This window comes from Phyllobacterium sp. 628, from assembly GCF_014189505.1.
In the GTDB taxonomy this organism is placed as follows: Bacteria; Pseudomonadota; Alphaproteobacteria; order Rhizobiales; family Rhizobiaceae; genus Phyllobacterium.
The window spans coordinates 3,678,759-3,704,715 of sequence record NZ_CP050301.1 but is presented as its reverse complement, the minus strand read 5'-3'; the positions used below and the strand labels follow the sequence as shown (position 1 = coordinate 3,704,715).

The 25,957-nt window shown below is 54.5% G+C and carries 27 protein-coding genes and 2 tRNA genes; 13 read left to right on the top strand and 16 right to left on the bottom strand.

Features of this window, described 5'->3' with window-relative positions; translation table 11 throughout:
* Positions 1–82: 82 nt before the first annotated feature.
* Positions 83–1,045, bottom strand: a complete 963-nt coding sequence (locus HB779_RS19830; protein ID WP_188346026.1) for a Gfo/Idh/MocA family protein — start codon at positions 1,043–1,045, stop codon at positions 83–85.
* Between the two features lie 187 nt (positions 1,046–1,232).
* Here HB779_RS19830 and HB779_RS19825 point away from each other — a divergent pair.
* Positions 1,233–1,309: transfer RNA gene (locus HB779_RS19825), tRNA-Met, on the top strand.
* Between the two features lie 47 nt (positions 1,310–1,356).
* Here the strand turns inward: HB779_RS19825 and HB779_RS19820 are convergent.
* Positions 1,357–2,190 (bottom strand): putative nucleotide-diphospho-sugar transferase, encoded by an 834-nt coding sequence (locus tag HB779_RS19820; RefSeq protein WP_244642433.1) that lies wholly within the window; start codon positions 2,188–2,190, stop codon positions 1,357–1,359.
* Between the two features lie 613 nt (positions 2,191–2,803).
* Between HB779_RS19820 and HB779_RS19815 the strand changes: the two genes are divergently transcribed.
* Positions 2,804–2,880 (top strand) — tRNA-Met (locus tag HB779_RS19815).
* Between the two features lie 331 nt (positions 2,881–3,211).
* Positions 3,212–4,321, top strand: a complete 1,110-nt coding sequence (locus HB779_RS19810) for an acyltransferase (RefSeq protein ID WP_188343934.1) — start codon at positions 3,212–3,214, stop codon at positions 4,319–4,321.
* Between the two features lie 122 nt (positions 4,322–4,443).
* On the opposite strand, the gene HB779_RS25790 is transcribed toward HB779_RS19810, so the two are convergent.
* Complete coding sequence (locus tag HB779_RS25790) at positions 4,444–5,124, bottom strand: GMC family oxidoreductase (protein WP_371823878.1); 681 nt, start codon at positions 5,122–5,124, stop codon at positions 4,444–4,446.
* Positions 5,121–6,005 carry a GMC family oxidoreductase gene (locus HB779_RS25785; protein ID WP_371823877.1) on the bottom strand — a complete coding sequence of 295 codons (885 nt, stop codon included), beginning with the start codon at positions 6,003–6,005 and terminating at the stop codon, positions 5,121–5,123. The genes HB779_RS25790 and HB779_RS25785 overlap by 4 nt, the downstream gene beginning before the upstream one ends.
* A 521-nt stretch (positions 6,006–6,526) precedes the next feature.
* On the opposite strand from HB779_RS25785, the gene HB779_RS19800 reads away from it, so the two are divergent.
* The 4 genes from HB779_RS19800 (at position 6,527) to HB779_RS19785 (ending at position 11,406) form a co-directional block, all read left to right on the top strand.
* On the top strand, positions 6,527–7,642 hold the full coding sequence (locus tag HB779_RS19800) for an OmpP1/FadL family transporter (RefSeq protein ID WP_244642432.1): 1,116 nt from the start codon (positions 6,527–6,529) through the stop codon (positions 7,640–7,642).
* A 94-nt stretch (positions 7,643–7,736) separates the two neighbouring features.
* Positions 7,737–8,927 (top strand): MFS transporter, encoded by a 1,191-nt coding sequence (locus HB779_RS19795; RefSeq protein ID WP_188343933.1) that lies wholly within the window; start codon positions 7,737–7,739, stop codon positions 8,925–8,927.
* Positions 8,928–8,944: 17 nt separating this feature from the next.
* On the top strand, positions 8,945–10,237 hold the full coding sequence (locus HB779_RS19790; protein ID WP_244642431.1) for a D-arabinono-1,4-lactone oxidase: 1,293 nt from the start codon (positions 8,945–8,947) through the stop codon (positions 10,235–10,237).
* Positions 10,234–11,406, top strand: a complete 1,173-nt coding sequence (locus HB779_RS19785; protein ID WP_371823876.1) for an alanine racemase — start codon at positions 10,234–10,236, stop codon at positions 11,404–11,406. Before HB779_RS19790 ends, HB779_RS19785 begins: the two co-directional genes overlap by 4 nt.
* Before the next feature lie 6 nt (positions 11,407–11,412).
* Here HB779_RS19785 and HB779_RS19780 read toward each other — a convergent pair whose 3' ends face one another.
* Positions 11,413–12,834, bottom strand: a complete 1,422-nt coding sequence (locus HB779_RS19780) for a coniferyl aldehyde dehydrogenase (RefSeq protein ID WP_188343932.1) — start codon at positions 12,832–12,834, stop codon at positions 11,413–11,415.
* Between the two features lie 656 nt (positions 12,835–13,490).
* On the opposite strand from HB779_RS19780, the gene HB779_RS19775 reads away from it, so the two are divergent.
* Positions 13,491–14,513, top strand: coding sequence for an AraC family transcriptional regulator (locus tag HB779_RS19775; protein WP_188343931.1), 1,023 nt, complete (start codon positions 13,491–13,493; stop codon positions 14,511–14,513).
* Between the two features lie 8 nt (positions 14,514–14,521).
* Here HB779_RS19775 and HB779_RS19770 read toward each other — a convergent pair whose 3' ends face one another.
* From HB779_RS19770 to HB779_RS19755, 4 genes are all read right to left on the bottom strand, one after another.
* Entirely contained in the window at positions 14,522–15,295 is a 774-nt protein-coding gene (locus tag HB779_RS19770) for a molybdopterin-binding protein (RefSeq protein ID WP_188343930.1), read from the bottom strand.
* On the bottom strand, positions 15,292–16,152 hold the full coding sequence (locus tag HB779_RS19765) for a cytochrome b/b6 domain-containing protein (protein ID WP_188343929.1): 861 nt from the start codon (positions 16,150–16,152) through the stop codon (positions 15,292–15,294). Before HB779_RS19765 ends, HB779_RS19770 begins: the two co-directional genes overlap by 4 nt.
* Before the next feature lie 102 nt (positions 16,153–16,254).
* Entirely contained in the window at positions 16,255–16,539 is a 285-nt protein-coding gene (locus HB779_RS19760) for a pentapeptide MXKDX repeat protein (protein ID WP_188343928.1), read from the bottom strand.
* Between the two features lie 147 nt (positions 16,540–16,686).
* A complete protein-coding gene (locus tag HB779_RS19755; RefSeq protein ID WP_188343927.1) occupies positions 16,687–17,400 on the bottom strand; it encodes a thioredoxin family protein in 714 nt (237 codons plus the stop codon).
* A gap of 208 nt (positions 17,401–17,608) precedes the next feature.
* Here HB779_RS19755 and HB779_RS19750 point away from each other — a divergent pair, with 208 nt between their 5' ends.
* On the top strand, positions 17,609–18,166 hold the full coding sequence (locus HB779_RS19750) for a sigma-70 family RNA polymerase sigma factor (RefSeq protein WP_188343926.1): 558 nt from the start codon (positions 17,609–17,611) through the stop codon (positions 18,164–18,166).
* A complete protein-coding gene (locus tag HB779_RS19745; RefSeq protein WP_188343925.1) occupies positions 18,153–18,794 on the top strand; it encodes an NrsF family protein in 642 nt (213 codons plus the stop codon). The genes HB779_RS19750 and HB779_RS19745 overlap by 14 nt, the downstream gene beginning before the upstream one ends.
* Positions 18,795–18,979: 185 nt before the next feature.
* On the opposite strand, the gene mnmA is transcribed toward HB779_RS19745, so the two are convergent.
* Positions 18,980–20,170 carry a tRNA 2-thiouridine(34) synthase MnmA gene (gene mnmA, locus HB779_RS19740; RefSeq protein WP_188343924.1) on the bottom strand — a complete coding sequence of 397 codons (1,191 nt, stop codon included), beginning with the start codon at positions 20,168–20,170 and terminating at the stop codon, positions 18,980–18,982.
* Positions 20,171–20,473: 303 nt separating this feature from the next.
* Here mnmA and HB779_RS19735 point away from each other — a divergent pair, with 303 nt between their 5' ends.
* A complete protein-coding gene (locus HB779_RS19735) occupies positions 20,474–20,749 on the top strand; it encodes a DUF1153 domain-containing protein (RefSeq protein ID WP_091878079.1) in 276 nt (91 codons plus the stop codon).
* A 55-nt stretch (positions 20,750–20,804) separates the two neighbouring features.
* Here HB779_RS19735 and HB779_RS19730 read toward each other — a convergent pair whose 3' ends face one another.
* Entirely contained in the window at positions 20,805–21,275 is a 471-nt protein-coding gene (locus HB779_RS19730) for a paraquat-inducible protein A (protein ID WP_188343923.1), read from the bottom strand.
* A 79-nt stretch (positions 21,276–21,354) separates the two neighbouring features.
* Between HB779_RS19730 and HB779_RS19725 the strand changes: the two genes are divergently transcribed.
* Complete coding sequence (locus HB779_RS19725) at positions 21,355–21,651, top strand: GNAT family N-acetyltransferase (protein WP_188343922.1); 297 nt, start codon at positions 21,355–21,357, stop codon at positions 21,649–21,651.
* Between the two features lie 16 nt (positions 21,652–21,667).
* On the opposite strand, the gene HB779_RS19720 is transcribed toward HB779_RS19725, so the two are convergent.
* Complete coding sequence (locus tag HB779_RS19720) at positions 21,668–22,054, bottom strand: flagellar export protein FliJ (RefSeq protein WP_188343921.1); 387 nt, start codon at positions 22,052–22,054, stop codon at positions 21,668–21,670.
* Between the two features lie 468 nt (positions 22,055–22,522).
* Between HB779_RS19720 and ctrA the strand changes: the two genes are divergently transcribed.
* Positions 22,523–23,224 carry a response regulator transcription factor CtrA gene (gene ctrA / locus HB779_RS19715; RefSeq protein WP_188343920.1) on the top strand — a complete coding sequence of 234 codons (702 nt, stop codon included), beginning with the start codon at positions 22,523–22,525 and terminating at the stop codon, positions 23,222–23,224.
* 71 nt (positions 23,225–23,295) lie between these two features.
* Here the strand turns inward: ctrA and HB779_RS19710 are convergent, their stop codons facing one another.
* The 4 genes from HB779_RS19710 to HB779_RS19695 form a co-directional block, all read right to left on the bottom strand.
* Positions 23,296–23,874 (bottom strand): tyrosine phosphatase family protein, encoded by a 579-nt coding sequence (locus tag HB779_RS19710; RefSeq protein ID WP_188343919.1) that lies wholly within the window; start codon positions 23,872–23,874, stop codon positions 23,296–23,298.
* 110 nt (positions 23,875–23,984) lie between these two features.
* The gene (locus tag HB779_RS19705; protein WP_188343918.1) at positions 23,985–24,347 is read right to left on the bottom strand and encodes a VOC family protein; all 363 of its coding nucleotides are present in this window, start codon (positions 24,345–24,347) and stop codon (positions 23,985–23,987) included.
* Positions 24,348–24,357: 10 nt separating this feature from the next.
* On the bottom strand, positions 24,358–24,780 hold the full coding sequence (locus tag HB779_RS19700) for a hypothetical protein (RefSeq protein WP_188343917.1): 423 nt from the start codon (positions 24,778–24,780) through the stop codon (positions 24,358–24,360).
* Positions 24,781–24,907: 127 nt separating this feature from the next.
* A complete protein-coding gene (locus HB779_RS19695; RefSeq protein ID WP_188343916.1) occupies positions 24,908–25,873 on the bottom strand; it encodes a quinone oxidoreductase in 966 nt (321 codons plus the stop codon).
* Positions 25,874–25,957: the final 84 nt, after the last annotated feature.

The following is a 25,957-nucleotide window of genomic DNA, read 5'->3' as shown; positions in this document are numbered from 1 at the left end:
AACAGTTCTGATTGGCTGTGCGGCCGACCATCTCGCTCATGGTGAGCTTGTGGAACCACGCACAATTGTCGTCCCAAATGGCTCAGCTCACCTTGCCGTGTGCCACTGTTCCGGCTGTCAGAATACGCAGCACGCGAATCGCCTCTTCGCCATCGGTCAGCGGCTCGCTGCGGGTGTTGATGCTGTCGATGAAATTCTGGCACTCACGCGTCAAAGGCATGCCCTGAGCGATCTTGATATAGGTTGGCTCTTCCGTTGTGGAGGCCCACTGGCCATTGTCCTGCCAGATCGAATGTTTGTAGACCGCGAGCTTCTTGTCCCATTGTTCCATATCGTCGAACACGGCCATGGCCTTGGTTCCGACAACGGTCAGGCGGCGCTCTCGATAGGGATTGAGACGCGAGGCAAACAGATGGCCGCGAATATTGTTGGGAAAACGCATATGCAGATGCGCGAAATCACTCAAGTGATCGAGCACGGCGGCACCTTCGCCGCGCACTTCCAATGGCTCTGTGCCGGTAATGGCCAGGATCATCGACAGGTCATGCGGCGCAAGATCCCACAGCGCATCGTTTTCCGTATGGAATTTGCCTAAGCCCAGGCGATGCGAATGGATATAACGCACGTCGCCGAGGTCACCCGCCTTGATCAGCTCCAGCAGTTTTTCAAAAGCCGGGTGAAACCGCAGCACATGACCGACCATGAAGACGCGGCCATTGTCGCGCGCGGCCTTTACGGCCGCTTCCGCATCGGGAACGGTGAGGGCAATCGGTTTTTCGACAAGAACGTCCTTGCCATTGTTCACAGCGCGAATCGCTGCGGCCGCATGAAACTGCGGCGGCAATGCCATAACGATGGCGTCAACGTCCGGATGCGTGAACAAATCATCGACTTCGATATGCAAAACATTCTGCTCGGCAGCAAAGCCGGCAGCGCGATCACTGTTCTGATCCGAGACGGCATAAAGAGCGCCAAGACTCTTTAATGTGCGTATATGATTGCTGCCCCAATAGCCGCAACCCAGCACTGCAATCCGTGGAGCCATCTTTTCAGCCTTTTTCATCTCGGCATCCATTATCCGCAGGAAGAAACGAACACAAGTCTTGGATAAGGAGAAGATTGCTTGACAGGCCCTTGCTCCCCACATATATCCGCCCCGTCCCTGTCAATTGACAGTGCGTCCCCCGGTCCTCATCTGCAGGCTAGCCGTTCACGGGTCGCATGACATATGGGGCGAAGTAGCTCAGTAGGTTAGAGCAGAGGAATCATAATCCTTGTGTCGGGGGTTCGAATCCCTCCTTCGCTACCATTTCTTTCCAAACAAGGCGAATTTCAGATTAGCGCTTTTCAAGCGCGCTAATCGACTGGCTTGAGATTTTCGGGCACCGTACTCTGCGCGTTAGCGAATTCAGACTCTTGAACCGGAGCAAAGAGAATGCGTTCAATTTCTTCTACTCTTTCGCGGCGGCGCGCCAACCGCTTGTTGATGCGGCCAAACCATCGCTTCTTTCGTGTTGCCTCACGGCTGGCTTGCAACTGTTCAATGTAAACAGTCTCGACAGGTTCATTCGAAACCCTGTCGAAAATCCAACAAAACGAGGATGAAAGGCGTCGCACATCGATCTGCAATACGCCCGAAGCAGCATTTTCCTCAATGATTTCCTGAAGAACGACCTGATCCCAGATATCCGGGTTGCTGTTGCAACGGTCTTTCCAGGCCTCCATTAACTGTTGAGCAGCAGGCGTATCGTTGATGAGAATCGTGGCGGCAATCAACCTTCCATCCGATGGTTCGTAATAAACCGCGACATCCCCTTTCAGTTCGGCCAACGCAGGCCAGGGATCGCGATGGAAAACCGCGTCGACATCAACATACAAGAGTGGGCCCCGCTTTGATCGCCGTTCGTTGAACAGAAATTCCGCTTTCAAGGAGGCATTGCGCACCCAACTGCCCGTACTGACAATTGGTGTTGAAGATACGTTAAGACCAAGACGCGTAACGGACGCTATCATCCGCTCGGCTTCGCGTTCGTAGAATGAATCTTTTGTATAGAAGGCCACAATCTGGTTGTGGTCCTGCTGAACGGCCACAGCTCGACTGGCAATTTCGGTGTGATCGGGAAAACGCGCAATCATGGAGCGCTGCGCTGGAGACCAGATGCGGAACTTGTTCAAGATGGCGGCAAGCATTGGCTGTTCTTTCTGGACCGGTAGATATCCCGGCGAATTTGCATTCACACGTAATCAATAAAAAGATAAGGGCGAAACACCAGTCACAGGTCGCATTGAGAGCACGAAATCCAACTCTTTGGTTAAGGCGGCAAATAGTGTGGCGGAGTGGTATTGGGATGTCGTCGGATGAGAACGGCAAGACTTTCTGCGTCTTCGGTCCCTCTGCTGTCAAGTGGTAGAGTCTTATGAGCCGTGAGTGCAGGGATAGCTCGTATGTTGTGCGTCGGCACGTGCCTTGCGTTGCCAAACGGAGGGCGGATAATGTTTATCCAGCTTCTTTTTTCCGTCATGCACAATTTTGGCCGGAATTAACCTGCCCATGACCGTCGAGAACCTTTGAAATTTCCCGGCATTTCGGCAGTGTAGGTAAACCATGATTGTTTGATGGCGCTGAAGCGCAATCACAACAACCCGTTTGGCAGAGCGTGAGGGCGTTACCTGCAAAAAGAGGTTGATGATTGCGTGACAGGCCCTTGCTCCCCACATGTTTCCGCCCCGTCCCTGTCAATTGACAGTGCGTCCTCCGGTCCTCATCTGCAGGCTAGCCGTTCACGGGTCGCATGACATATGGGGCGAAGTAGCTCAGTAGGTTAGAGCAGAGGAATCATAATCCTTGTGTCGGGGGTTCGAATCCCTCCTTCGCTACCATTTCTTTCCAAACAAGGCGAATTTCAGGTTGTACGCAGTTGGTCATTTGCGTGTGATTTTCTGACATTCCATTTTAGCCCAAGAAGCATTTAAATTCCTCGCCATTAATCTTCTTCGAAGAGTTACCCAATGCCGTTGAAAGGCAATACCAATCTGAGATAGTTGTGCTGCCTTAGATTTGTCCCGGAGCTAACGTCCAATCAACGGCAAAAAATCGCTCAAGATTCATTGCGGAGTGACTTTTGATCAGTCGGGTTGGATTGTGATTGAATTGACTACCCGGTTGAGATAGCTGGCACATATCGAACTTTCAAATAAAATCCGGGATGTAATGGAAAACCAGCAGCTACGCACGAGGGATATCGGGCTCGATCATATACGTGCACTTGCGGCTTTTATGGTTTTCAGTTGGCACTTCCTGCATTTCACGAACGGTTATCCAGTTCCTTTTGAAGGTGCGCCTTCGGTATTTCCACTTGCTTTATTGGATGAAGGGCACACTGGTGTCGCACTTTTTATGACCCTCAGCGGGTACCTGTTTGCAAAAATATTGGATGGCCGCTCCGTAAATTATCTCACTTTCTTATCGCGCAGGGCATTAAGGCTTTTGCCACTTCTAATCATCGTGCTCATTGCCGAAGGAGTGCGGCTGTATCTTGCTGGCAACGACGTCCTCGCCTATCTGGCTACTCTTCCTTACGGTATCATTGAGCCAACTTTACCGAACGGTGCCTGGTCTTTAACCGTTGAATTCCATTTCTATCTGTTATTGCCGTTTCTTCTCTATCTCTGCCGAAAATCGCCCGGGCTCTTGTTTGCGGCGATAATTTTGGCGATCGGCTTACGAGCATTTTTGTTCATCGAGAACGGAACGGTCTTCTGGCCCGCATACTGGACACTGGTAGGCCGTTTAGACCAATTCCTCTTCGGCATACTTGCTTACCATTATCGATCTCTGTTCATCAAAAAGCATTTCTTGGCTCTCGCGATAGCAACTGCATTTTGCTTATTCTACTACCTGTATGACCGGATGGGCGGGCTCTACCATATGCCGGAATATCCATCACCGCGACCTATCTGGATCATCATGCCGACGATCGAAGGCGCCTTTTATGGTTGGATAATTGCTTATTACGACGCGTCTTTCAGGCATTCGCAGGGACTAATATCGAAATTTGTCGCTCGGATTGGAAAATATTCTTATTCTCTCTACCTTCTGCACTTTTTTGTTGTTTTTCGGATGGCAGATTATGTGCATCGACACATCATGGACATCTCTAATTATTATGCAGGACAGGTATGGGCGCTAATATGCTTTCTTGCATTGCTTCCAGTCGCTTTCGTCAGCTATCAGATATACGAAAAGCCATTTATGAATATCCGCACATCATATGCAAAAAGGTCCTTCAACCGCAGCCCGCAACATGAAGAGTGCCGGTGATTTATGGCACATTGGTTCCTAGACAAGCATCTCTTCCTTGCCGTTTCATTTGCTCTGGGACTACTTAACTTGTCGGAAGCGTGACCAGAATAGAGCAACGTATCCCGAGATTGATGCCGATCTTAGCCGGAAACATTCAGATCAGCCTTGCCAAGAACCATATCGGCCGCCTTTTCCCCGATCATCACTGATGGTGCCTGTGTGTTACCGCTGATGAGATTTGGCATGATGGAGGCGTCGGCAATGCGCAAGCCTTCCACGCCGCGTACTTTCAGCTGAGGATCGACGACCGACCGCGCATCCGCCCCCATGCGGCATGTTCCGACAGGGTGGTAGATCGTATCGGAATGCTGGCGGATGAGAGCGACAAGTCCCTCTTCGTCCTCGTTTCCCGTGCCGTAAAGCGGTCGGCCATTGAGAGCGGCGAGGGCGGGGGCAGCCAATATTTTCTGTGTCAGCCGCGCGCCACGCACGAGAATCTGCAAATCCTCCGGATGCGACAGGAAATTCGGGTCGATCAGGGGAGCGTGGGCAATATCCGGGCTTGCCAGACGCACCGTCCCCCGGCTCTTGGGCCTGAGGATACAGACATGCAGTGCCATTCCTGTGCCGAGATGAAGCTTGCGGTTGTGATCGTCAACAAAGCCGATGCAGAAATGCACTTGAAGATCAGGCCGCGTCACATCTGGGCTGCTGCGGATGAACCCGCCCGTTTCGGCAGCGTTGGAAGTCAGCATCCCCTTGCCTTTGGACAGATAGGTTACGAACGCGCCTGCACCGCGCAGCAGTACCGGCAGCGTCATGCCAAACAGGCCAGCACCCTTCGCCCACACATTGTGGATATAATCGAGATGGTCCTGCAGATTCCACCCACGTCAGGCGCATCGTGCACCACTTCGATATTGTTCTGACGCAAGTGATCCGCCGGACCAATGCCTGAAACCATCAGCAGTTGCGGTGAGCCGAACGCGCCGCCGCAGATGATGATTTCGCGATTGGCGACCATGATCTCTTCCCTGCCTGCAGACCCATAGGCAACTCCGACGGCTCGGCGGCCGTCAAACACGATGCGACGAACCTGTGTGTTGGCGATGATTTGCAGGTTGGGCATCGGGTCGCCCGCGTCGAGATAGGCACGTCCGGCATTGTAGCGGGCACCATTCTTCTGGAAAACCTGATAGCGGCCGACGCCCTCCTGCACCGCGCCGTTGAAATCTGCGTTGCGCGGATAGCCTGCCTGTACGGCAGCTTTAATGAAAGCCGATGTCGCCGGGCATTCATTGGAGAGTTCACTGACATGCAGCGGTCCATCTGCGCCATGCCATGCATCGGCGCCGCGCACATTGTTTTCCGAGCGCTTGAAATAGGGCAGCACATCCTGCCAACCCCACCCCGTGCAGCCGAGGTCCGCCCAAGCATCATAATCCTCCGGCTGTCCGCGCGTATAGATCATGGCGTTGATGAGGCTACTGCCGCCAACGCCGCGCCCGCGTGGCTGATATCCGCGCCTGCCGTTCAGCGCCGCCTGTGGCGTGGTTTCATAGCCATAGTTGAACCGGGATTTGAGGGGAACCAGTGCGGCCAGACCAAGCGGTATGTTGGAACGGTGCGGCGCGTGTCTTGGCCCCGTTTCGAACAGGGCGACGCTGATATTATTCGAAGCCCGCGCCAGCCTCGATGCCACGGCACATCCGGCGGGCCCCGCCCCCACCACGATATAATCGCAAGCCCCCACAATCCCGCTCCTCCCAAAGCTGCGTTGCGTGTCTTACCGGTATCAAGTCATCTCCTGACTGGAAACACAATACAGGGGTGCGATAGTGGGCCATACCGATCCGCATACCGTAAAAGCTTATAGTCTCCTCGGTGTGAGGCCAGCCTTGCGTTGCCAAACGGAGGGCTGATAATGTTTATCCAGCTTCTTTTTTCCGTCATGCACAGTTTTGGCCGGAATTAACCTCCCCATGACCGTCGAGAACCTTTGAAATTTTCTTGTATTTCGGCAGTGTAGGTCAACCATGATTGTTTGATGGCGCTGAAGCGCAATCACAACAACCCGTTTGGCAGAGCGTGAGGGCGTTACCTGCAAAAGAGGTTGATGATTGCGTGACCAAAATCGTTTGCCGCTCCGCTGTCCAGGCGGGCGAATGCATAGCGATATCCGGGGCGTTTTCGACATCATATGTGCAGCTATGAGGGGAGCCTATGCAGCCGATGATTTTCAAAACCTTGCTTTTGGGCGCACTGTTCGCCGGAGCCGCAACAAATGCGCAAGCCGGTGGTTTTGCGCGCGGAACAGCCGACACTGAAATCCTTTTTGAGGAAGGCAATTTCAATATGCGGTCTGGCGTGACCTTTGTCCGTCCCAGCCAGAAATATTCAAAGAACGCCAATCCGGATCTTGTCGGCACCGATCCCTACGAGACTTACGTCATTCCATCCTTTGCGGTGAAACTCAAACTGACAGATATGGTCAGCTGCGCCGGGACCTATACCCAGCCTTACGGCGGCAGCAAGAAATATGCAGCTCCGACTTATGACGGGAAACTTGCGGAGAAATTCCATATCGATGAATTCGGCGCGACATGCGCGGTCAAGTTCAATGCCGGCAAGGGCAACTTCTATCTTATCGGCGGCGGATTCGTCGAACAGCTCGACTATGAACGCCAGGATTTCGGCGGCCTGAATCTTACACTTGGCGGGCAGGATATTGGATATCGCCTCGGCGTAGCCTATGACATTCCGGATATCGCCTTCCGCGCCGAGCTAAAATACCGTTCGGCAACCTCCTATGGTGCGGATGGTACCTTGACCGTGCCGGGCGAATTGCTCGGCCTGCCAGTTCCGAGCCTGGACTTTCCTGCCAAAGGATCCGGCAATCTGCCCCAGAATATCGAGTTTGACTTACAGAGCGGCATTGCGCCCGGCTGGCTGGCTTTCAGCTCGGTTCAATGGACGGACTGGAGCGTCACAAAGTCTTTGATTGTCACATCGGATGCAGGCGGCACGACCGACCAGTATAATTGGCGCGATGGCTGGACGATCACCGGCGGTATTGCCCATGAATTTACCAAGGATCTGGCTGGCAGTGTCAGCGTAACCTGGGATCAGGGCGTGGCAACGGGTTGGGATACAACGGGCGAAAGCTGGACGCTGGCTCTTGGCGGTTCGTGGAAGGACAAGATCGGCGGTGAGCTGCGCGGCGGCGTGGGTATCAGCTATTTGCCGGCCGTGGAAGAAAACAAATACGGACCGTTCAATGCCGCATTTGATGCCGGATACGCCGTGGCGTTCAATCTCGGCTACGCCGTGAAATGGTGATGCTGTACCGGGAGAAGACTTGCTGAAACAGGTCTGATCTCCAACAGCAGCCGCTCTTTTCGACCAGAAACTTCAGTGTGAAGGAAGCCGGATCATGGCGCCTGTTCAATCCTCATCCGTGCATAATCCTGACTGGCTGGTTGGAAATCCCACGCGCATCCAGCAATGGGCGGCTTTGTGGATCGGGTCGGCCGGTCTGCAGATCCTGGGCCTGCAACCAATCCTGCTTGGTGCGCTCTATTCGGAAAAGCGGGTCAATTTTGATGAACTGGCTTTGATTGCCACAGCAGAATTCATTACCATTGCGCTCGGTTCGGTCATTGCCGGAATGCTGATTTCGACCCGTCATCTGCGGGCTAAATCGGCGGTGCTCCTGATCCTTCTGGCGGCGTTGAATTATGCGGTTTCCTACGCGACCACAGCAAATGAATTGCTGCTGGTGCGCTCGGTTGCCGGACTGGTCGAGGGCGGAACCGTCGCCATTTCGGTTGAGCTGATTGCCCGCTCACGCCATGCGGAGCGTCTCGGCGGTTTCTTTATCTCGCTGCAGACATTGGCTCAGTGCCTGCTAGCTGCACTGTTGGCGCTTTGGGCCGTGCCTCTGATGGGTTCGAATGGTGGATTCCATGTGCTGGCAGGCATCTGCGTGCTTTCGCTTGCCGCCGCCTTCTTTGTTCCTTCCGAATATGGATTGCTGCCCAAGCAGGTCAGCAACATGGATGGCGTTTTGACCGTTCGGGCCATATTGGCGCTTCTGGCGATCTTCACCTTCTTCCTGTTCATCGGCTCACTCTGGGCATTTCTCGAGCCGCTGGGTGCACGGTACGGCATTGATGCGCAAACGGTTGGTCTGCTGGTTTCCGCCAGTCTGGCGTTTCAGGTTCTGGGCGCCGTCACCGCAACCTTCGTTGACCGGCGTCTCGATTATCGCGTCTCCATTGTCGTCTGCGCGCTCATTGCCATCGCTGCATCGGCCGTGCTGGCAAACCATCCATCGGTTTCGCTGTTCTGGACTGCGGCATTGGTCATCGCGTTCCTCTGGATGTTCATTACGCCCTATCAGATCGGTTTGGCCGTCGCCGCTGACTCCTCGCGCAGCACGGCTCTTCTTCTTCCAGCTGCCCAAATCCTCGGGGCGGCCCTCGGACCACTGGCCGCATCGGCGTTTATTACCAATGATGACGTTGGTGTTGTGCCATGGTTTGGCATCGCCGCGTTGCTGTGCAGCCTTGCACTCTTCGGCGTTTTTCTTGTGTCTTCGCGCCGGCGTGCTGTTGCTGTTTGAATTGAAAGGCAGTCCCCATGAACATCGCAATTGGCAATGATTGGCAGAACTGGTCCGGTTCCGTAACGGCACAACCACAGTTGATGTCTCATCCGACACAGCTGGAACAACTGAGCGAAACAATCAAATCTGCACCCGGTCCTATTCGCATTGCAGGAACAGGGCACTCGTTCACACCATTGGTCAAAAGCCAGGGGACTATTCTTTCACTCGATAATTTTAACGGCGTCGTCTCTCATGATGGCGACAAGCTGCAAGCCCGCGTGGAGGCTGGAACAAAAATCGGTGCTTTGACAAAGCTGCTGCATGGCATCGGTCAGGCTCTGCCCAATATGGGTGATATCGACAAACAGGCTTTTGGTGGGGGGCTTGGCACGGCCACACATGGTTCCGGTATTACCCTGGGTGCCTATCACACGCAGCTCGTGGCGATGCAGATCGTCGATGGCCAGGGGAAAGTCAGGGAATTTGACCGGACGTCGAATTCTGACGCGATGGATGCCATGGGTGCCTCGCTCGGCGCATTTGGCGCGGTGACGGAAGTTACCATTCAGAATATGGCCAATTACCGGCTGCATCGCCGCCGCTGGACCGAACCGGTTGGTGGTGTTCTCGACCGGTTCGAGACCATTATGAAAGCCCACCGATCATCGGAATTTTACTACATTCCGTTCTCGGGGCAGGCACTGTTTCTGTCGAGCGATATCACGGATGCGCCGGTAACGACGCGGCCTCCAACGGAAGATGATGATGCGCTGGGGACTCTGCGGAAGTTACGCACGTACCTCCAGCGTTTCCCATGGATGCGACGCAAGCTGATCGGGACAGCCATCGCCCGTCTGCCCAACGAGGATTATGTCGGCGAATGGCTCAACGTCTACGCGTCCGAGCGCAATGTGAAATTCAATGAGATGGAATACCACCTGCCGTTTGAGGAAGGTGCGCGGGTGCTTCGCCAGATCATCAAACTGTTGGAAGAGCGGTTTCCGCACGTCTATTTCCCGATTGAAGTGCGTGTCGTGGCGCCCGATAATGTCTGGCTCAGTCCTTTTTACAAACGCGCCAGCTGTTCGATTGCGATCCATCATGATGCACGCGAAGACCCGCAGCCTTATTTCAAGGCAGCGGAGGCGATTTTCCGCGCCCATGGCGGGCGTCCACATTGGGGCAAGATGCATAATCTGACCGCCAAGGAACTGAGCGGGCTTTATCCGCGCTGGTCCGACGCCATGGCAGTTCGACGCGATATGGACCCTGAAAACCGCTTTGTTTCGCCCTATCTGGCGCAGCTTCTGGGTGTTGATCTGTGAGCATTGTTCCTTATTTTTCTGATATGTCTAAGGCGCTCCGGCAGGAGGGCATTCATCAGCCATGCCTGGTGCTTGATCTTGACCGGCTGGACCGCAACATTGCCGTTATCAAACACGGGCTTGCACCCAATCTTGCGTTGCGCCTTGTCGATAAATCCCTGCCGTGCCTGCCTCTGCTCGCCCATATCGGCAAAACCTTTGCCAATCGCCAGTTCATGACGTTTCATCTGCCGATCACGGCTGCTGTTTTGGGTGAATTCGCCGATGCGACGGTTATTCTGGGCAAGCCAATGCCGGTTGAGGGCGTACGTCTTGCGCTCACCGGCAATGGCATTTTAGCCAAGGTCAAGAACGCGCCGCAGCGGATAGCATGGCTCATTGATACGGATGAACGGCTGGCAGCCTACGGCGCGCTGGCCAATGAGCTCGGCACTGATCTGCAATTTTGCTTCGAAGTTGATGTCGGTTTGCATCGCGGCGGTTATCCCAATGGCCCGGCTTTGGCGCACGCACTGCAAGTGCTGAAACAATATCCACGCCTGCAGTGTCAGGGAATCATGGCCTATGAGGCCCATATCAACCATATACCAGCCCTCTTTGGCGGGCCGAAGAAGGCTTTGGCGAAGACCAAGGCATTGTTTCAGCAATTTGCTGCGTGTCTCGGCCCAGACCAGCGCTCGATTCTCAATCTCGGCGGCAGTTCCACGGCCTTGCTCTACGACACCGCCATTGCAGCCAATGATGTTTCGATGGGCTCGGCATTTGTTTTGCCCACCGATTTCGATGTGCCAAGTCTGAAAGAACTGGCTCCCGCGATTTTCATTGCAACGCCGGTTCTCAAAGTTGTCGATCCCCTGGTGCCGGGATTGGATGACAGGACATGGATCATGCAGAAGCTGGGATTGTTTCCCAAGCGGGGCTGCTTCCTCTATGGCGGCAAGTGGATGGCAAAACCGGTCTATCCATTCGGCATGAAACCCAACAAGACCATGGGCTTTTCAACCAACCAGCAGTTCATGAGCCTGCCCGCAAGCGCTATAATCAAACCTGATGATTTCGCATTTCTGCGGCCCACCCAGAGCGAGTTCGTGCTGCAGCTGTTCGGTTCAATCGTCGTTTATTCCGGCGGCAAGGTCACCGCGCGCTGGCAGACCCTGCCATTATCCTAAGAGCACTCAGCGGGTAAACAGCTTGACCACCGTATTGGCCAGTCCCTTGTAGGGAGGCTTGAGCCTGTCGGTCAGCGGCATGCTCGCCTGATGCAGCACGGGCATGGCCTTGCTGAAGGTCAGGAACCCGTCGTGCCCGTGATAATGACCCATGCCACTGGCACCAACGCCGCCAAATGGCAGGTCATTGCAGACATTGTGAAACAGTGTCTCGTTCACGCACACACCGCCAGCGACGATATTCGACAGCATCTTTTCCGTTTCGGCCTTGTCATTGCTGAAGCAATAGAAGGCGAGGGGACGGTCATGCGCGTTGATATAGGCAATTGCTTCGTCCGGCGTGGTGTAGGTTTTAATGGGGAGGATCGGTCCGAAGATTTCCTCCTGCATGATCTTGCTGTCATCGCCGGGATCAAGCACCAGCGTCGGCGGCAGCAAGCGGTCCGCTTCGGCCTTCGCCGCATCTTCCGGTTCAACGAGCGTCACCACGTCAAGCCCGCGCCCCCGCGCATCATCAAGCAAACCGCGCAGACGGCGATACTGGCCTTCGTTGACGATGTGAGTGTAGTCCGGGTTGGCGTCGATCTGCTTGTAGCGGGAAGCGACTTCGCTGCATACAGCCTGAACAAATTCATCCCGGCGCGCCAAGGGTACGAATGCATAATCCGGGGCAATGCAGGTCTGCCCAGCATTATAGAGCTTGCCCGTGACCATTCGCGTTATGGCTTTGGCAAAAGGCACGGCTTCGCCGACAAAAACCGGCGACTTGCCGCCAAGTTCGAGTGTTACGGGTGTGAGATTGGGCGCAGCTGATGCCATAACCTTGCGACCAACCGCAGTCGAACCGGTGAACAGCAAATGATCAAACGGCAGACCGGCAAAGGCGCTGCCAACGTCCGCCCCGCCAAGTGCCACGGCCACACGGTCATCCGGAAAAACATCAGCGAGAAGCGCAGCCAGAAATTCGCTGGTGCGCGGTGTGTGCTCGGATGGTTTGAGGTAAACATGGTTGCCGGCGGCAATAGCGGTAGCAAGTGGCGTGAGTGCCAGATTAACCGGGTAATTCCATGGTGCAATAACGCCGACAACACCCAGGGGAACGTAGCGCACTTCCGCTTTGGCTGGCCACATGCGCCAGCCCGCAGCGCGGCGCTGCGGCTTCATCCAGGATTTCAGATGGGAGAGCATATGATCGATCTCGCTGAAAACCGTCATGCCTTCACCAAGCATGCTTTCATGCCGGGAACGATGGCCGAAATCCGCGCTGATCGCCTTGACCATCGGCTCAAGCCGGTCTTTCAGGGCTGCACGCAAACGCTTCAGATCATCATGGCGCTGGGCGTAATCCGGCCGGTTGACCAGCCATGCAGCGCGCAGCTTCGCGAGCGTGGGAACCAATGTATCGGCAGGCGTGGCGTTCATATCCATCGTGTTTCCCCTCCGCATTCTTATTACCGCTCATACTTACCATGGATCTCGTGCGCGACATCAGCGTTTTCAATGACTGTGCCGTGCATGATCCGTTCGATCATTGCAGCAGTCGTGGACACGCTTCAAGGTTCGCAGCGGTCAGTGGCAGGTGAATAACGGCCACAGGGCCTTTCGGCCGAGACAGGCCGGACATTTTCTTTCCTTATACGGCCAAAGAAAATGGGGCTTTTTATCTTGCGTACAGCCGGACATTTGCGAAACAATAAGTTCACGTTACGGTACGAGCGTGCTAGGTCGTAAACTCATAAATCTGGGTGAAATGGCGCCTGAAACGGCAAGAAGATGCGAGGAGAGATGCGAAGGGCGGGGCCTTTCCCCCGGCTGAGCGGCTCGACACTGCAGCTTGCAGCCGTTTCGGCGTCCAGAGGATATGGTCCATTTGCCCGGCTACATCGTCGCAAAGGCTCAACAATGAACCACATTGCTATCGTCTTTGCTCCTTGTATCCGAACAAATGGCCGCATACCATTTCAATCAGATTTATGAGTCTACGACCTAGTTATTCGTCAATAAAACCGGGGGAATCGGGTTTGGTGCATAGCTCAAACGACAGGATTCATTCAGCGTCAGAATTACTGGCGCTGGTTACCTTGTTGACAGGCGACGGAATTCCAGCTGCGCTTGTCCTGCGTGGCACGGGCATCGACGAAAAAGAGCTCTCATCCCCTGATACGCTCATCTCTGTGTCGCAGATGCTGACCGGTATTCGCAATGCTTTCACGCTTTCAGATGATCCGCATGTGGGTTTGCGGCTTGGTCTGAGCATGCAGATTACCATGTACGGCATCTACGGTTTTGCGCTTCTCAGCAGCGCAACATGCCGGAGCGCCTGCCACTTTGCTGAAAAATATCATGCCTTGACCCTTCCTATGGGTAAGCAGACGTTCCGGGAAACCAGCAAACACGGCATCTGGTCGACAGAACCCGACGTGAACAAGACCTCCGACCCACAGCTTTATATTTTCAAGGTCGAACACGTTCTGGGAACGATTATCTCCTTTGCACGGGACATTGCCGATCCGGGGTTCAGCCCATCTGTCATCCGCTTGAGCTATTCCAGGCCAACCGACCCTTCGATCTATGAAACTGTGTTCAACTGCCCGATTGAATACAATCAACCGGTCAATGAATTGCTTGTCGATGTCGCATGGCTGGAGCGAACGCCAAGGCGTGCGCATGAAATGACTTTCTCCATGGTCCGGCAGCTTTGCGATGAAATGGTTGACCGGATAACATCCTCGGCAGGCATAGCGGGACGGTTGCGTCAGCTTTTTGTGCAGAGCGCCGGGCGGTTTCCGGCTATCGATCTGGCCTGTGAGCAGCTTGGAATCAGTGCGCGGACATTACGTCGCAAATTGACCAGCGAGGGCACGTCGTATCAGTCCCTTCTCGATGAAACCCGGCTGGGTCTTGCCAAGAAATATCTGCGCGAAACCGAACTGACCATGGATGAAATCGCCAGCCGCCTCGATTACAGTGATGCCTCCAACTTCCGCCATGCCTTCCGGCGCTGGACGGATATGACGCCGATGGAATTCCGAACCGGTTTGAATAGCGGCTTGGAATTGCACACTCCGGCACTTAGCGTGGTTCGGATCACCAGCGAAAGCTACTGAACGCGTCGTCAGATGCCCGCGTACCATTCGTAGCCACGATCTTCCCAGAAGCCGCCCTTACCGCCCCAAAGCGTCTTGAAACTGTCGACCAGCTCTATATGCATGACATATTTGGCATGTTTGTAGCCAAGCTGACGCTCTACACGCAAGCGCAGCGGTGCGCCGTGAGCGACTTCCAGATCCTTGCCATTCATGTTGTAGGACAGAATGGTTTGCGGATGGTAGGCATCGACCAGATCGATGCTCTCATAATATACGCCACTGCCGTCGAGTGATTTTTCGTACTCATCAGCACAGTGGAACACTGCGTAGCGTGCGCCCGGCGCAATACCGGCTTTCTGCAAGACCAGTCCCAATGGAACACCCGTCCATTTGCCGATGGCACTCCAGCCTTCGACGCAATCATGCCGGGTAATCTGCGTGCGTGATGGCATGGCTTTCAAATCAGCCAGCGACAAACTCAAGGGCGTTCGCACCATGCCGTTCACCACAAGCCGCCAGTCGGCGAAATTGCCTTCCAGGAGCCTGGCATAATCTTCGCTGTCAGGCATTTGCGTGCCATTGGCCTTGAACGTCGGCGACAGGTCCGCCTCGGTAAATTCGCGTGCCAAGGGCTCGTGCGGCATCAGCAAACGCTGTGCACCCATCGTCAGGGCCTCGCCCTTTTGCAGAATGTCGTTGACGCTGGAATTTTCCACCAGTGCATCACAGCCGGTCAATAAACCTGTAGCAGCAACGCTGGAGCCGATAAGGAAACGGCGGCGGGTCACGTTGAATTTCATTTGTTTGTTTCCTTGCCGGCATCAATGGTCAAACCGTAGTAACCGGTGATCATCGAGCGCAGATTGTTCCAGACGCCGGAAACCAGCACCATCACCAGATGCACGACGACGAACGCGACGATCAAAGATGCGGTGATGAAGTGGATCGTACGGGCGGATTGGCGGCCGCCGAATATGTCGAGCAGCCACGGGAAGATGGAATCAAACCCGGGTGACATGGTCAGGCCCGTCAGCACCATCAGCGGCAGGATAACGAAAATAACGGCCATATAGGTGAGCTTCTGCAGGCTGTTGTAACGCCGTGCTTCTTCGCCCTTGGGAAAACGCAGGCGTGCGTGCTCGCTGATTTCATGGGCGAGATGTGCAGGGGTCAGCTGATCTTTGGTCGGCACCAGGTCGCGCTTGAAGTGCCCGGCAATCAGCCCGTAGAGCAGATAGACAAAGCCATTGATGACGAAGAACCAGGCAAAGAAAAAGTGCCAGCGGCGTCCCGCTGCCAGATCCTGATAGCTTGGAATGGTAATCCAGCTTGGAAAGGCCCGCGGCGTTAATTCACCATCGACCGTTGAAGCGCCCAAAACGCCGGTGGTGGGAATTGAGACCGATCCAATACGCGTGATCCCTTTGATTGAATCGCCGTCGGTAACAGCGCCGATGGAGATAAAGGAATGGTCGGCATCAGCGCCATATTGGCCCCAATAGAGATCGGGATGGGCGTTGAAAATCTGCAATCCGCTCATGAGCAGGAAACTGAGGCAGATGACATTAAGCCAATGGGTCAGACGAACGGCGACCGAGTGGCGATAGAACCGGATTTTCTTGGGGTGTGCCGTTCCATGATCAGTCACACTTGTCATGATTGCTTCCTTGGCTTTCCAGGCGAGGTTCCGGTGCCGTCTTATGATGGAGACGGCACCGGTCTTGGAACTAGTTCTTCTTCGGAGCCATTGCGTCCGGCTTCATTGCGTCTTTTTCATCGCGTCAGGCTTCATTGCATCTTTCTTCATGGCATCGGGCTTCATCGGATCCGCTGCCATGGCCTGCTTGTCGCATTCCTTGGACATTGCGTCCTTCTTCATGGCATCCTTTTCCATACCGGCCTTCTTCATGCAGTCAGCCTTCATGCTTTCCGTCTTCATAGGGTCTGCTTTCATGGCGTCTTCCGCAAGCGCGGTGTTGATACCGGCAAAGCCGGAAGCGAGAACGAAAGCGGACAGGGCGATACGGCGTGCAATAATGTTCATAATAGTCTCCTCTGATGAAATTAGACACGTATCTGCGTGCCATTGAGTTTCGGATGCCAAGACGGTCATCCACACTTCCTGGGCATCGCGCTGCGTGTCTCACAGCTTTTCATGCCAGGAATTCCTTGTTGCGCTTATGCGCAGTGTTCAGTTGGTTGCGGCAGCGAGAATTGGTCCGCCATTCGGCGTCTGGATCAGGACCGCTGTGCGCAGGCCGGGCTTTGTTGCAGGGATATCCAAGGTCACGGCGTTGCCGTTCCATGTTCCAAGATTGGACAGGCTGTGGACCACATTCTTGTGCGGCAGCGTATGTCCGGTGTTTTCACCGCGGCTGACCGGCACGTTGACGGTGTGATCGTCGTAGGTCACCAGCCAGATATCCGCGCCTTTTGCCGGTGCCTTGCCGGCGTCGATTGCAAGAGAATGATCCTTTATGGAGACAGACAATGCTTCGAGCTTCTGCCCATCGGCAATCAAGCCATTGATTTCGCTGATCCGGTTGCCGACGACATCGGCGCGGCCATTGACGACCACTTGCGGTGTAAAGGGGCCGTCACGGCCGAGCGGTGTTTCGTAGGTAATCTGGCGGTCCGTATATTCCGGTGTCGCAAAGATGTCTTTCCAGCCGAGCCTGTCCCAGTAGGTCACACCAAAACTCAAGGCCAGAACATCCGGACGTTTGCTGATTTCAATGAGATTGGCATTGGTGGGCGGGCAGGACGAGCAGCCCTGGCTGGTAAAGAGTTCGACCACGGTCAATGGCTTGGCATTGTCGGCAAACGCGCTGCTGGCACCAAAGCCGAGCAATCCTGCTGCGACAGACACTGCGCACAAATACCTGATGTTTCTGCGTGACCCCATTGCGGCCTCCTGTTTCGTGGCTTGTGCACCGGAAGCATTGGCCGGTCACATCAGGCAATTCGCAGGGGCAGGCAATTTGGTTACAGCGATCACGGATTGGTGATAACAAAAGTTAAGTCACCAGCTACTGGCACGAGCCAATTCCTGTCGGTATGATCGGCTATCTGTAACCTTTTCGCCGCCGCCGCGAATAAAGGAATGAATCAGGGTGCATTCGGTAGAAGCGCGATTGAAAGAACTGATGCTTGCCAGTCTGGCAGGCGACGCGCGCAGTTACCGCGTCCTGTTGGATGATGTCGCCAAGCATTTGCGTGGCTACTTCCTGCGGCGGCTCGCCGACGCCTATAGAGGCGATGCGGACGATCTTGTGCAGGAAACGCTGATGGCCTTGCATACAAGGCGGCAGACTTATGAGCCGGATCGGCCGTTTACAGCCTGGCTGCATGCCATTGCGCGTTACAAGCTGATCGACCATTTCCGGCGCAATCGCATCCGGGCGACGGTGCCGCTGGACGATGCGGAAGACCTGTTCGCGCAGGACAATTCAAATGCAGCGGCGGACCGCATGGATATCGACCGCCTGTTGCACACCATACCGGAGAAATCACGCGATCTGATTTACCGGACGAAGATTGAAGGGCAGTCGATAGCCGAAGTGGCCCAAAGTACCGGCCTTTCGGAATCATCGGTAAAGGTAAGCATTCACAGAGGGATAAAGGCAATCGCCGCGAAGTTGAGAGGGCAGTCCGCCGATGACGACAAATGATCTGATCGACCGTCTCACCGGTGAGCTGAAGCCGGTATCGCGCGCTGCTGTCGCAAAGCGGATCGGTATCGGCATGGGCGTCGGCTTTGTTGCCTCGGCTGTCCTCATGATGTCGTGGCTCGGCATGCGTCCGGATATGATGGATGCGACGGGCACCATGCCGTTCTGGGGCAAGTTCGTCTATACGCTCGGCCTGGGTGTCATCGGTGTCTGGGCGGTCAAGCGCATCGCTTATCCCCTCGGCAATATCCGCATCAACATTGCCTTGATGGCGATCTTGTTTCTGGTCATGGCCATGCTTGCTATGAGGCAGTTGATGATGACGCCGCCGAGCGAATATTACGCGATGATGAAGGGGCATACGATTGCCGTATGCACGTTCAATATTGTCATTCTTTCCGTGCCGCTATTGGGTGCGGCATTCTGGGTGCTGCGCGGTTTGGGGCCTACGCGTCTCACGCTGGCTGGCGCGGCGGCAGGCCTCGCTGCAGGCTCCGTTGCTTCGTGGGTCTACTCTTTCCATTGCGATGAAAGCGCCATGCCTTTTATTGCGGTCTGGTACACACTTGGAATCATCATCCCGGGACTGATTGGTGCCATAGCTGGACGGTCAGTGCTGCGGTGGTAGACGAGAATCGCTGCAAATTTACTGTGCGTGGTTCGACAAGCTCACCATGAGGCAGAATGCTGGCTGCAAGGCCATAGGAGGTGTTGCAGAGTCCAGTTCCCTGCAAACCTCACTCTCCCTCATGGTGAGCTTGTCGAACCACGCACCAACTTCATGCAGACTTTGAAAAGCCTATTGAAATAAGATCAGGCGACGGCCTGGCCCTGCTGAGCCAGGCGCTTGAGCATGGCTTCAGCCTGCGGGGCACGTTCCGAACGGCCAATGAAACCGCCGCCGAAGACGCGGGCGGTGTTCGTATCATCCGAGTAGAGAACGCAAGCCTGACCGGGCGCAATACCGCTTTCTCCATCCATCAGTTCCACCCATGTTTCACCATCGCGGTGGTGCAGGACGGCGGGACGGGGCGGACGTGTGGAACGTACCTTGGCATAGACCTCGACGCCGCCTTCAGGAATGCTGTCGAGCGTATCGTCACCGAGCCAGTTGACGTTGCGCAGGAAAACCTTGCGGGTTTCCAGTGCTTCACGCGGGCCAACCACAACACGGGCATTGGCCGCATCGAGATGCACGACATAGAGCGGATCGCCGGTGGCAACGCCAATGCCGCGGCGCTGGCCAATCGTGTAATGCACGATGCCTTCGTGACGGCCGAGAACGCGGCCATCGATATGCACGATGTCGCCGGGGTTGGCCGCTTCAGGCTTCAACTTGGAAATAATATCGGAATATTTGCCCTGCGGTACAAAGCAGATGTCCTGGCTGTCCTGCTTGTTGGCAACCGACAGGCCAAGCTCTTCAGCAATGGCGCGGGTTTCCGCCTTGGTCAGTGATCCCAGGGGGAAGCGCAGATAGTCGATCTGTTCCTGCGTCGTGGCAAAGAGGAAGTAGCTCTGGTCCTTGTCCGTATCAACCGGACGATAGAGCGACCGATGCTCGCCATTGGCATGGCTGCGGATATAATGACCCGTCGCGAGGGCATCGGCACCAAGATCGCGTGCGGTCTGCAACAGATCGGCAAATTTCACGGTCTGATTGCAGGATACGCACGGAATCGGTGTTTCGCCGCTGACATAGCTTGCAGCAAACGGATCGATCACGGCTTCGCGAAAACGTGCTTCATAATCGAGAACATAGTGGGGAATGCCAAGACGCTCGGAAACTCGGCGTGCATCTTCAATGTCCTGACCGGCGCAACAGGAGCCGGCACGGTGGGTCGATGCACCGTGATCATAGAGCTGCAAAGTAACGCCAACGACATCATAACCCTGGCGTTTGAGAATGCCTGCGACAACAGAAGAATCCACGCCGCCAGACATGGCGACGACGATACGGGTGTCTTCCGGCTTACCCGGCAGATCGAGATTATTCAGTGTCATAAGCAGATCCGGTTCTTGCAGCGACATAACGGCGCAGGGAATTCAAGGCCTCTATATAGGTCAATTGACTCGATCTTGCCAACAGGAAGTGTTCAGCGCCGCACTTTTCTCACGCAAAGGTGAGGGATGGGCCACCATTGAGTGGCGATCCTACAACCTCTGGTGGCCGCAAAATTGCTCAGTTGAATAATCTTTTCGAATTTACAGAAGTTACCAATGAATGACCGGAGGTTTAGGCAATTATTAAAGCCCTGCATGTAATGTCAGGTGCGATAGGTCTTGAAGTTTAGTGTAGAGAGTACAATGACCGATCTTGTTCGACCGAGAGTAAAATACGTAATCGGCCCGGATGGCAGCCCGCTGACCATCGCCGATCTTCCACCCGCAAATACGCGGCGTTGGGTTATTCGCCGCAAGGCTGAGGTGGTTGCCGCTGTTCGCGGTGGTCTTCTTAGTCTTGAGGAGGCTTGCCATCGCTATACTTTGACGGTGGAAGAGTTCCTGTCCTGGCAGTCCTCGATCTCTGATCATGGTCTGGCAGGCCTCAGAACGACCCGGATACAGCAATATCGTCATTAGATGATGGCGCCTTGAGTTTGGCTTAGGCTGGTCGTTGAGACCAGCCTTTTCCTTTTCAATCGTGTGATTCTGCCTTTTCCTGCTGCACAATGAAATGCGTGGCGATCGCCGAGAGAATCGCTGAAGCCGCGAAAAACCACAGGCCGGGCTGCGCAATCGCCGTGGCAAGTCCGCTGGTCTTGGCGGCAAAAATCACCAGGGCCACAAGCAGAACATCCAGCATCGACCATTTGGACAGAATGCCGATCCAGCGATGCAGGAGATGGGCGGCAACGGGTTCATGCGCGGCAGCCAATTGTGCAATCGCCAGTTTGCCAATCGGCAGAATCACCGAAAACAGTGCGACAATCACAGCGAGAATCCAGTCGCCTCCGCTCCAGAGGGCAGCGATCAGACCGGCCAATGAGGGGCTTTCGTCGAAAAAATAGAGTTTGCTGACACTCATCAATGGCATGGTCAGACCAAGGGCCAGTGAAAAAGTCGCAACAAAAAGAAAGATTGGAATCAGAATTCTCTTGAATGCCATGATGTTCCGCCACACCTCAAAACCTGATCTAAAGGTCATGAATGACGGCAAGGCACTTTGGACGTCAAGGAGAAGATCAATGGCGAACGATATCACTATCACCAAAGAAGAGACGGCAAGGGGCGGGCGCTATGTCGCTGTTGTTTCCGGGCACGAAGCGGAAATGACATTTTCGCGGACGAACGCGCATCTCATCATCATTGATCATACGGGTGTGCCTGACGCGCTGCGCGGCCAGGGTGTAGGCCAGGCATTGGCGCTGCACGCGGTGGAGGACGCAAGAGCAGGAGGATGGAAGATTATTCCTCTCTGCCCATTCATGCGCGCCCAATCCCTTCGACACAAGGATTGGGCGGATGTCGTTCAGCAATCCTAGGCCTGCTGGACCTTAATCAGCCGATCATGGCGCGTTTGTCGGCGACAGGCATTTCATCCATGTCGCGGACCTTGCCGTCGCGCTGTTCGAGCGCTTCGGCCTTTGCCAATTCGGCTTCTGATTCGGACAAGGCCATTTCAGCATCGTCTTTTTGAGACTTCAGATCACGGATCGAATCAAAAAGATTGTCACGGCGCTGCCGTGCGGCCTTGGCGAATGTCGGGTAGGCAAAATGCGACGTGTCGGTAATGCCCGCCTTCTTTTCCTCGGACATAATCTGCGCGTCCAACTCAGCAGCCATGCGCTCGAATTCACCCATCATAAGGTCAAGCTGGCCGAGTTGACGGCGTTTTTCCTTGACCTGAAAGAGCTTCAACCGAACCAAACCTTCATGCGACTTCATACTCACTACCCCCACAAAGCCGGTAAGCAGACTCTTAAACTGGAGTCATCCGGCTGGCGTTTCACCCGAATCACTTCGGGAAAATGAAACAAAAACTTAAAGGTTGCCGCGTCTGGTAACCTTTCCTTTACGTTCAGCGTTAATCATACGCCTTAAGACTTAAAGCTCTGTAAATTGAAGCCGGAAGTTTCAGGTGAAAAATTTATTGAGTCGAATGAATCACTTAGGTGATGAACCTGAAGCTTTCGCTGATGGTTTTTGACCGGGTGACTCACCTTATGAATCAATGCTGTGCCTATGATTTTTAATTTAAGAGTCAAAGACACTTGCAAAGCGGAATTAGATTTTGTTAACCATTCGGTGGCAATCTTAACGTTATGGAAACGGCTTGTTTCGCGACCTGGCTTCGGGATTGCCTGACCTAGGGATTTGGGCAACCCATTTCAGCGGCGGGAAAAGGGGAATGATATGCGGGTTCTTTTAATCGAAGACGATAGTGCAACGGCCCAGAGCATCGAGTTGATGCTCAAGTCGGAAAGCTTCAATGTTTATACGACGGATCTGGGCGAAGAGGGTGTCGATCTCGGCAAACTCTACGACTATGATATCATCCTCCTCGACCTCAATCTTCCGGATATGTCCGGTTATGAAGTTCTGAGGACCCTGCGCCTTTCCAAGGTAAAGACGCCTATCCTCATCCTCTCCGGCATGGCTGGTATCGAGGACAAGGTTCGCGGCCTCGGCTTCGGCGCTGATGACTACATGACCAAGCCTTTCCACAAGGACGAACTGGTGGCCCGCATTCACGCGATCGTCCGTCGTTCTAAGGGTCATGCCCAGTCGGTTATCACCACTGGCGACCTGATCGTCAATCTTGATGCGAAGACAGTGGAAGTGACCGGTCAGCGCGTTCACCTGACTGGCAAAGAATACCAGATGCTGGAGCTGCTTTCGCTCCGCAAGGGCACCACGCTCACCAAGGAAATGTTCCTCAACCATCTCTATGGCGGCATGGATGAGCCTGAGTTGAAGATCATCGACGTTTTCATCTGCAAGCTGCGCAAGAAGCTCGACAGCGCGTCCGGCGGTATCAATTACATTGAAACAGTTTGGGGCCGTGGTTATGTGCTGCGCGAACCGGATGCTACTGATCTGCGCGAAATCGCCTGATCTGCCAAACGGTCTGAAAAATCAAAAAGGCTCCGTCATTGACGGAGCCTTTTGCTTGTTGTCCGGCTGAATTACACGGCCATTTCCAGCTCACGGCTGCGGCCAATCCGGGCCATCCAATTGTTATATTCCGGCTCCCGCTTGAGCTGCCAGCCATAATGGCGGCGCAATGCATCAACCAGCTTGCCATTTCGCCCCAAGAGATCATCGGCATATTTGATCATGAGCGAATTCGGCCAGGCTTGCGGGCGGATCTGTTGCAGGCGTTCGAACAGGCGGTCTTCCGACTCATCCGGGTAAGTCTGCGCAAGCAGGGAGAGCATGGCCGCTGTCGAGCGCGAAACGCCCATGTGGCAATGGATCAGCAGGTGTCCTTCGGCCCGTTCAGTCTTCGAATCGGCTAAATCCTTGCCGAAACTCAGGATTTTGGCCACGTGTTCCTGTTGCGGCAAGATCTGACCTTCGATGGGATTGATAATATCGTGAAAATTCAGCGTCGTCCGCTTGTGTTCGCCATAGGCTTGAAACGCTTCAAGTTCGGGCCAGTTCGGATCAAGGATGGAAAGGACGTGCGTAACAGTGCGCTGGCTTTGCGCCGGTAATTCATCAATGCCGCAGATGGTGAGTGTCGAAATGGAAAGGGGTTTCATGGAAAATCCGGTGATCCTGTCTTAGGGGCGCTGTTTGTCGGGAAGTACAGAGATGATAGCAAAGATTGTTTCCCGCTTTCCGGCAAATTTGCGGCTTGCCGGTCGATTGTTCATTTGGGCTGCATCAATTCGATTCGATTGCCGAATGGGTCGTTGACGAAACGGCGATCGTAGCCCGGCAGGGCTAAGTCTTCTTTGATCTCATAACCCGCGTCTTCCAGAGCCTTTACCAAAGCGAAAAGGTCATCGGTCAGCAGCGCCGGGTGCGCCTTTTTTGCCGGCGAGAAACTGTCTTCGACCCCCAGATGGATTTTGATGTGGCTGTTCTGGAACCAGCAGCCGCCTCTTGCCGCCAGCGCAACCGGCTTTTCTACTTCGGAAAGTCCGAGCAAGTCCGCATAGAATTGCCGGGCTTCCTGCTCGCCGCCTGCGGGCATGGCCAATTGTATGTGATCGATTCCGGTTATCGTCATGAATTGCCTGTCAGATGAGAGTAGCGCTTACGCCCTTGGCCACCAAAGGTGCGATGCCTTCGTAAAAGAATGAAAGGCTGTCTTCCGGACCGTTTATTGCCCGTCCGCTTACTTTGCCCATGATCATTACACCGATCTGACAGTCCGGTTCGCCGATCACCAGCACAAACGGGTTCTCGTCATCGCCGCGCAGATAACGGCCGCCAAATTCCCGTCGTGCAACCTCGAACACATAGGCCGAAGCCAGAAAATGCAGATCTTCCGGCAGTTCGGCCTTCTGTTCATAAAAATCATTCAGCACTTGATCGACCAAGCCGATTGTCGAGGGCGAATAGTCAAGCTCGCTTGCGTCGATAGGCGAACCTTTGCCGCTGAACGCGACAATAAAATCAGAGGCTTGCGATTCCATTCCGGCTTCAAGGGTTGCTGGCATTCTCTTTTTCTTCAAGAAGTCGAACAATCCCATGGAAGCTCCCTTTTATCTGTCTTTCGCAAGCGTTTCGCAGCCACGATAGCCACGATTGTGCCGTTGTGCCACCTCCGGTTGAAAATTTGTCGGGTTAAACAGTCAGGATCACACTTCCGGTTGTTTTACCCGCCTCAAGATCGGCATGGGCTTTTGCTGCATCTTTCAGGGCATATTCCGTGCCGATAGGGTTGGAGAGGCCATCCTGCAGCGCGGCGATCAAAGCCTTTGAACCGCGTTCGTAAAAATCTGCGTTGTTAACGGAAGCAATGACACTGGGGCGCATGACGGCGATATTGCCGAGCTCTTCAATAAGGATAGGCGGGACTGCACTGGCGGACTGGCCGATAGAACCTAGAATTCCAAATGGGCGGATGGTCTTCAATGTCTGCTTGAAAGTATCGCCGCCTATGCCATCAATAGCGAGCTGGACGCCTTTGCCGTCGGCAATGCGGCGTGTTTCATCGGCCCAATCCGGTGATTTGTGCAGCAGGACCGCATCCGCACCTGCAGCTTTTGCCTGTGCGATCTTGGCGTCGGAACCAACGGTGCCTATGACATTTGCACCGAGCCGTTTAGCCCAGCGCGTTACCAACTGACCGACACCACCAGCGGCAGCATGCACCAGTATCCAGTCACCCTTTTTGATGGAGCGCACCTCGTGCAGAAGCATATAAGCGGTGAGTCCGCGCAGCATGGTGCTTCCGGCAACGCGGTCGGCGATGGTGTCCGGCAGTTTGATGAGGCGGGATCGGGGAATCAGCCGCACTTCCGCATAGCCACCCAATGGCATGCCAATATAGGCTATGCGGTCGCCCGGCTTCAGATCGGTGACGTTACTGCCGACGGCTTTGACGGTGCCTGCGCCTTCGAACCCAAGCACGGCAGGCAGGCTTGGCGGAGCGTAAAGTCCCGACCGGAAGTAGATATCGACAAAATTGACGCCGATAACAGTCTGGCGGATGCGCACTTCATCCGGTCCAGGGGCAGGGACATCGATATTTCGGGGCTGTAATACTTCCGGACCGCCGGGCCCGGTCATTTCTATGATCAATGACATGCTTTTCTCCATGATTGTCCGTGCATTGGATCACATAAGTATCGGTGAGAAAATTCCGAGTTTTCTCGCATTAGATGTGCAATA

Bases quoted from the DNA above. Each gene is read 5' to 3' on its own strand.
- HB779_RS19710 (WP_188343919.1), bottom strand. From the start codon at position 23,874: ATGAAACCCCTTTCCATTTCGACACTCACCATCTGCGGCATTGATGAA.
- HB779_RS19705 (WP_188343918.1), bottom strand. From the start codon at position 24,347: ATGACGATAACCGGAATCGATCACATACAATTGGCCATGCCCGCAGGC.
- HB779_RS19780 (WP_188343932.1), bottom strand. From the start codon at position 12,834: ATGGATATGAACGCCACGCCTGCCGATACATTGGTTCCCACGCTCGCG.
- HB779_RS19820 (WP_244642433.1), bottom strand. From the start codon at position 2,190: ATGCTTGCCGCCATCTTGAACAAGTTCCGCATCTGGTCTCCAGCGCAG.
- HB779_RS19830 (WP_188346026.1), bottom strand. From the start codon at position 1,045: ATGGCTCCACGGATTGCAGTGCTGGGTTGCGGCTATTGGGGCAGCAAT.
- HB779_RS19720 (WP_188343921.1), bottom strand. From the start codon at position 22,054: ATGAAGTCGCATGAAGGTTTGGTTCGGTTGAAGCTCTTTCAGGTCAAG.
- HB779_RS19745 (WP_188343925.1), top strand. From the start codon at position 18,153: ATGACGACAAATGATCTGATCGACCGTCTCACCGGTGAGCTGAAGCCG.
- HB779_RS19695 (WP_188343916.1), bottom strand. From the start codon at position 25,873: ATGTCATTGATCATAGAAATGACCGGGCCCGGCGGTCCGGAAGTATTA.
- ctrA (WP_188343920.1), top strand. From the start codon at position 22,523: ATGCGGGTTCTTTTAATCGAAGACGATAGTGCAACGGCCCAGAGCATC.
- HB779_RS19700 (WP_188343917.1), bottom strand. From the start codon at position 24,780: ATGCCAGCAACCCTTGAAGCCGGAATGGAATCGCAAGCCTCTGATTTT.
- HB779_RS19730 (WP_188343923.1), bottom strand. From the start codon at position 21,275: ATGGCATTCAAGAGAATTCTGATTCCAATCTTTCTTTTTGTTGCGACT.
- HB779_RS19760 (WP_188343928.1), bottom strand. From the start codon at position 16,539: ATGAACATTATTGCACGCCGTATCGCCCTGTCCGCTTTCGTTCTCGCT.
- HB779_RS19790 (WP_244642431.1), top strand. From the start codon at position 8,945: ATGAACATCGCAATTGGCAATGATTGGCAGAACTGGTCCGGTTCCGTA.
- HB779_RS19770 (WP_188343930.1), bottom strand. From the start codon at position 15,295: ATGAAATTCAACGTGACCCGCCGCCGTTTCCTTATCGGCTCCAGCGTT.
- HB779_RS19725 (WP_188343922.1), top strand. From the start codon at position 21,355: ATGGCGAACGATATCACTATCACCAAAGAAGAGACGGCAAGGGGCGGG.
- HB779_RS19795 (WP_188343933.1), top strand. From the start codon at position 7,737: ATGGCGCCTGTTCAATCCTCATCCGTGCATAATCCTGACTGGCTGGTT.
- HB779_RS19810 (WP_188343934.1), top strand. From the start codon at position 3,212: ATGGAAAACCAGCAGCTACGCACGAGGGATATCGGGCTCGATCATATA.
- HB779_RS19735 (WP_091878079.1), top strand. From the start codon at position 20,474: ATGACCGATCTTGTTCGACCGAGAGTAAAATACGTAATCGGCCCGGAT.
- mnmA (WP_188343924.1), bottom strand. From the start codon at position 20,170: ATGACACTGAATAATCTCGATCTGCCGGGTAAGCCGGAAGACACCCGT.
- HB779_RS25790 (WP_371823878.1), bottom strand. From the start codon at position 5,124: ATGACGCTGCCGGTACTGCTGCGCGGTGCAGGCGCGTTCGTAACCTAT.
- HB779_RS19755 (WP_188343927.1), bottom strand. From the start codon at position 17,400: ATGGGGTCACGCAGAAACATCAGGTATTTGTGCGCAGTGTCTGTCGCA.
- HB779_RS19765 (WP_188343929.1), bottom strand. From the start codon at position 16,152: ATGACAAGTGTGACTGATCATGGAACGGCACACCCCAAGAAAATCCGG.
- HB779_RS19800 (WP_244642432.1), top strand. From the start codon at position 6,527: ATGCAGCCGATGATTTTCAAAACCTTGCTTTTGGGCGCACTGTTCGCC.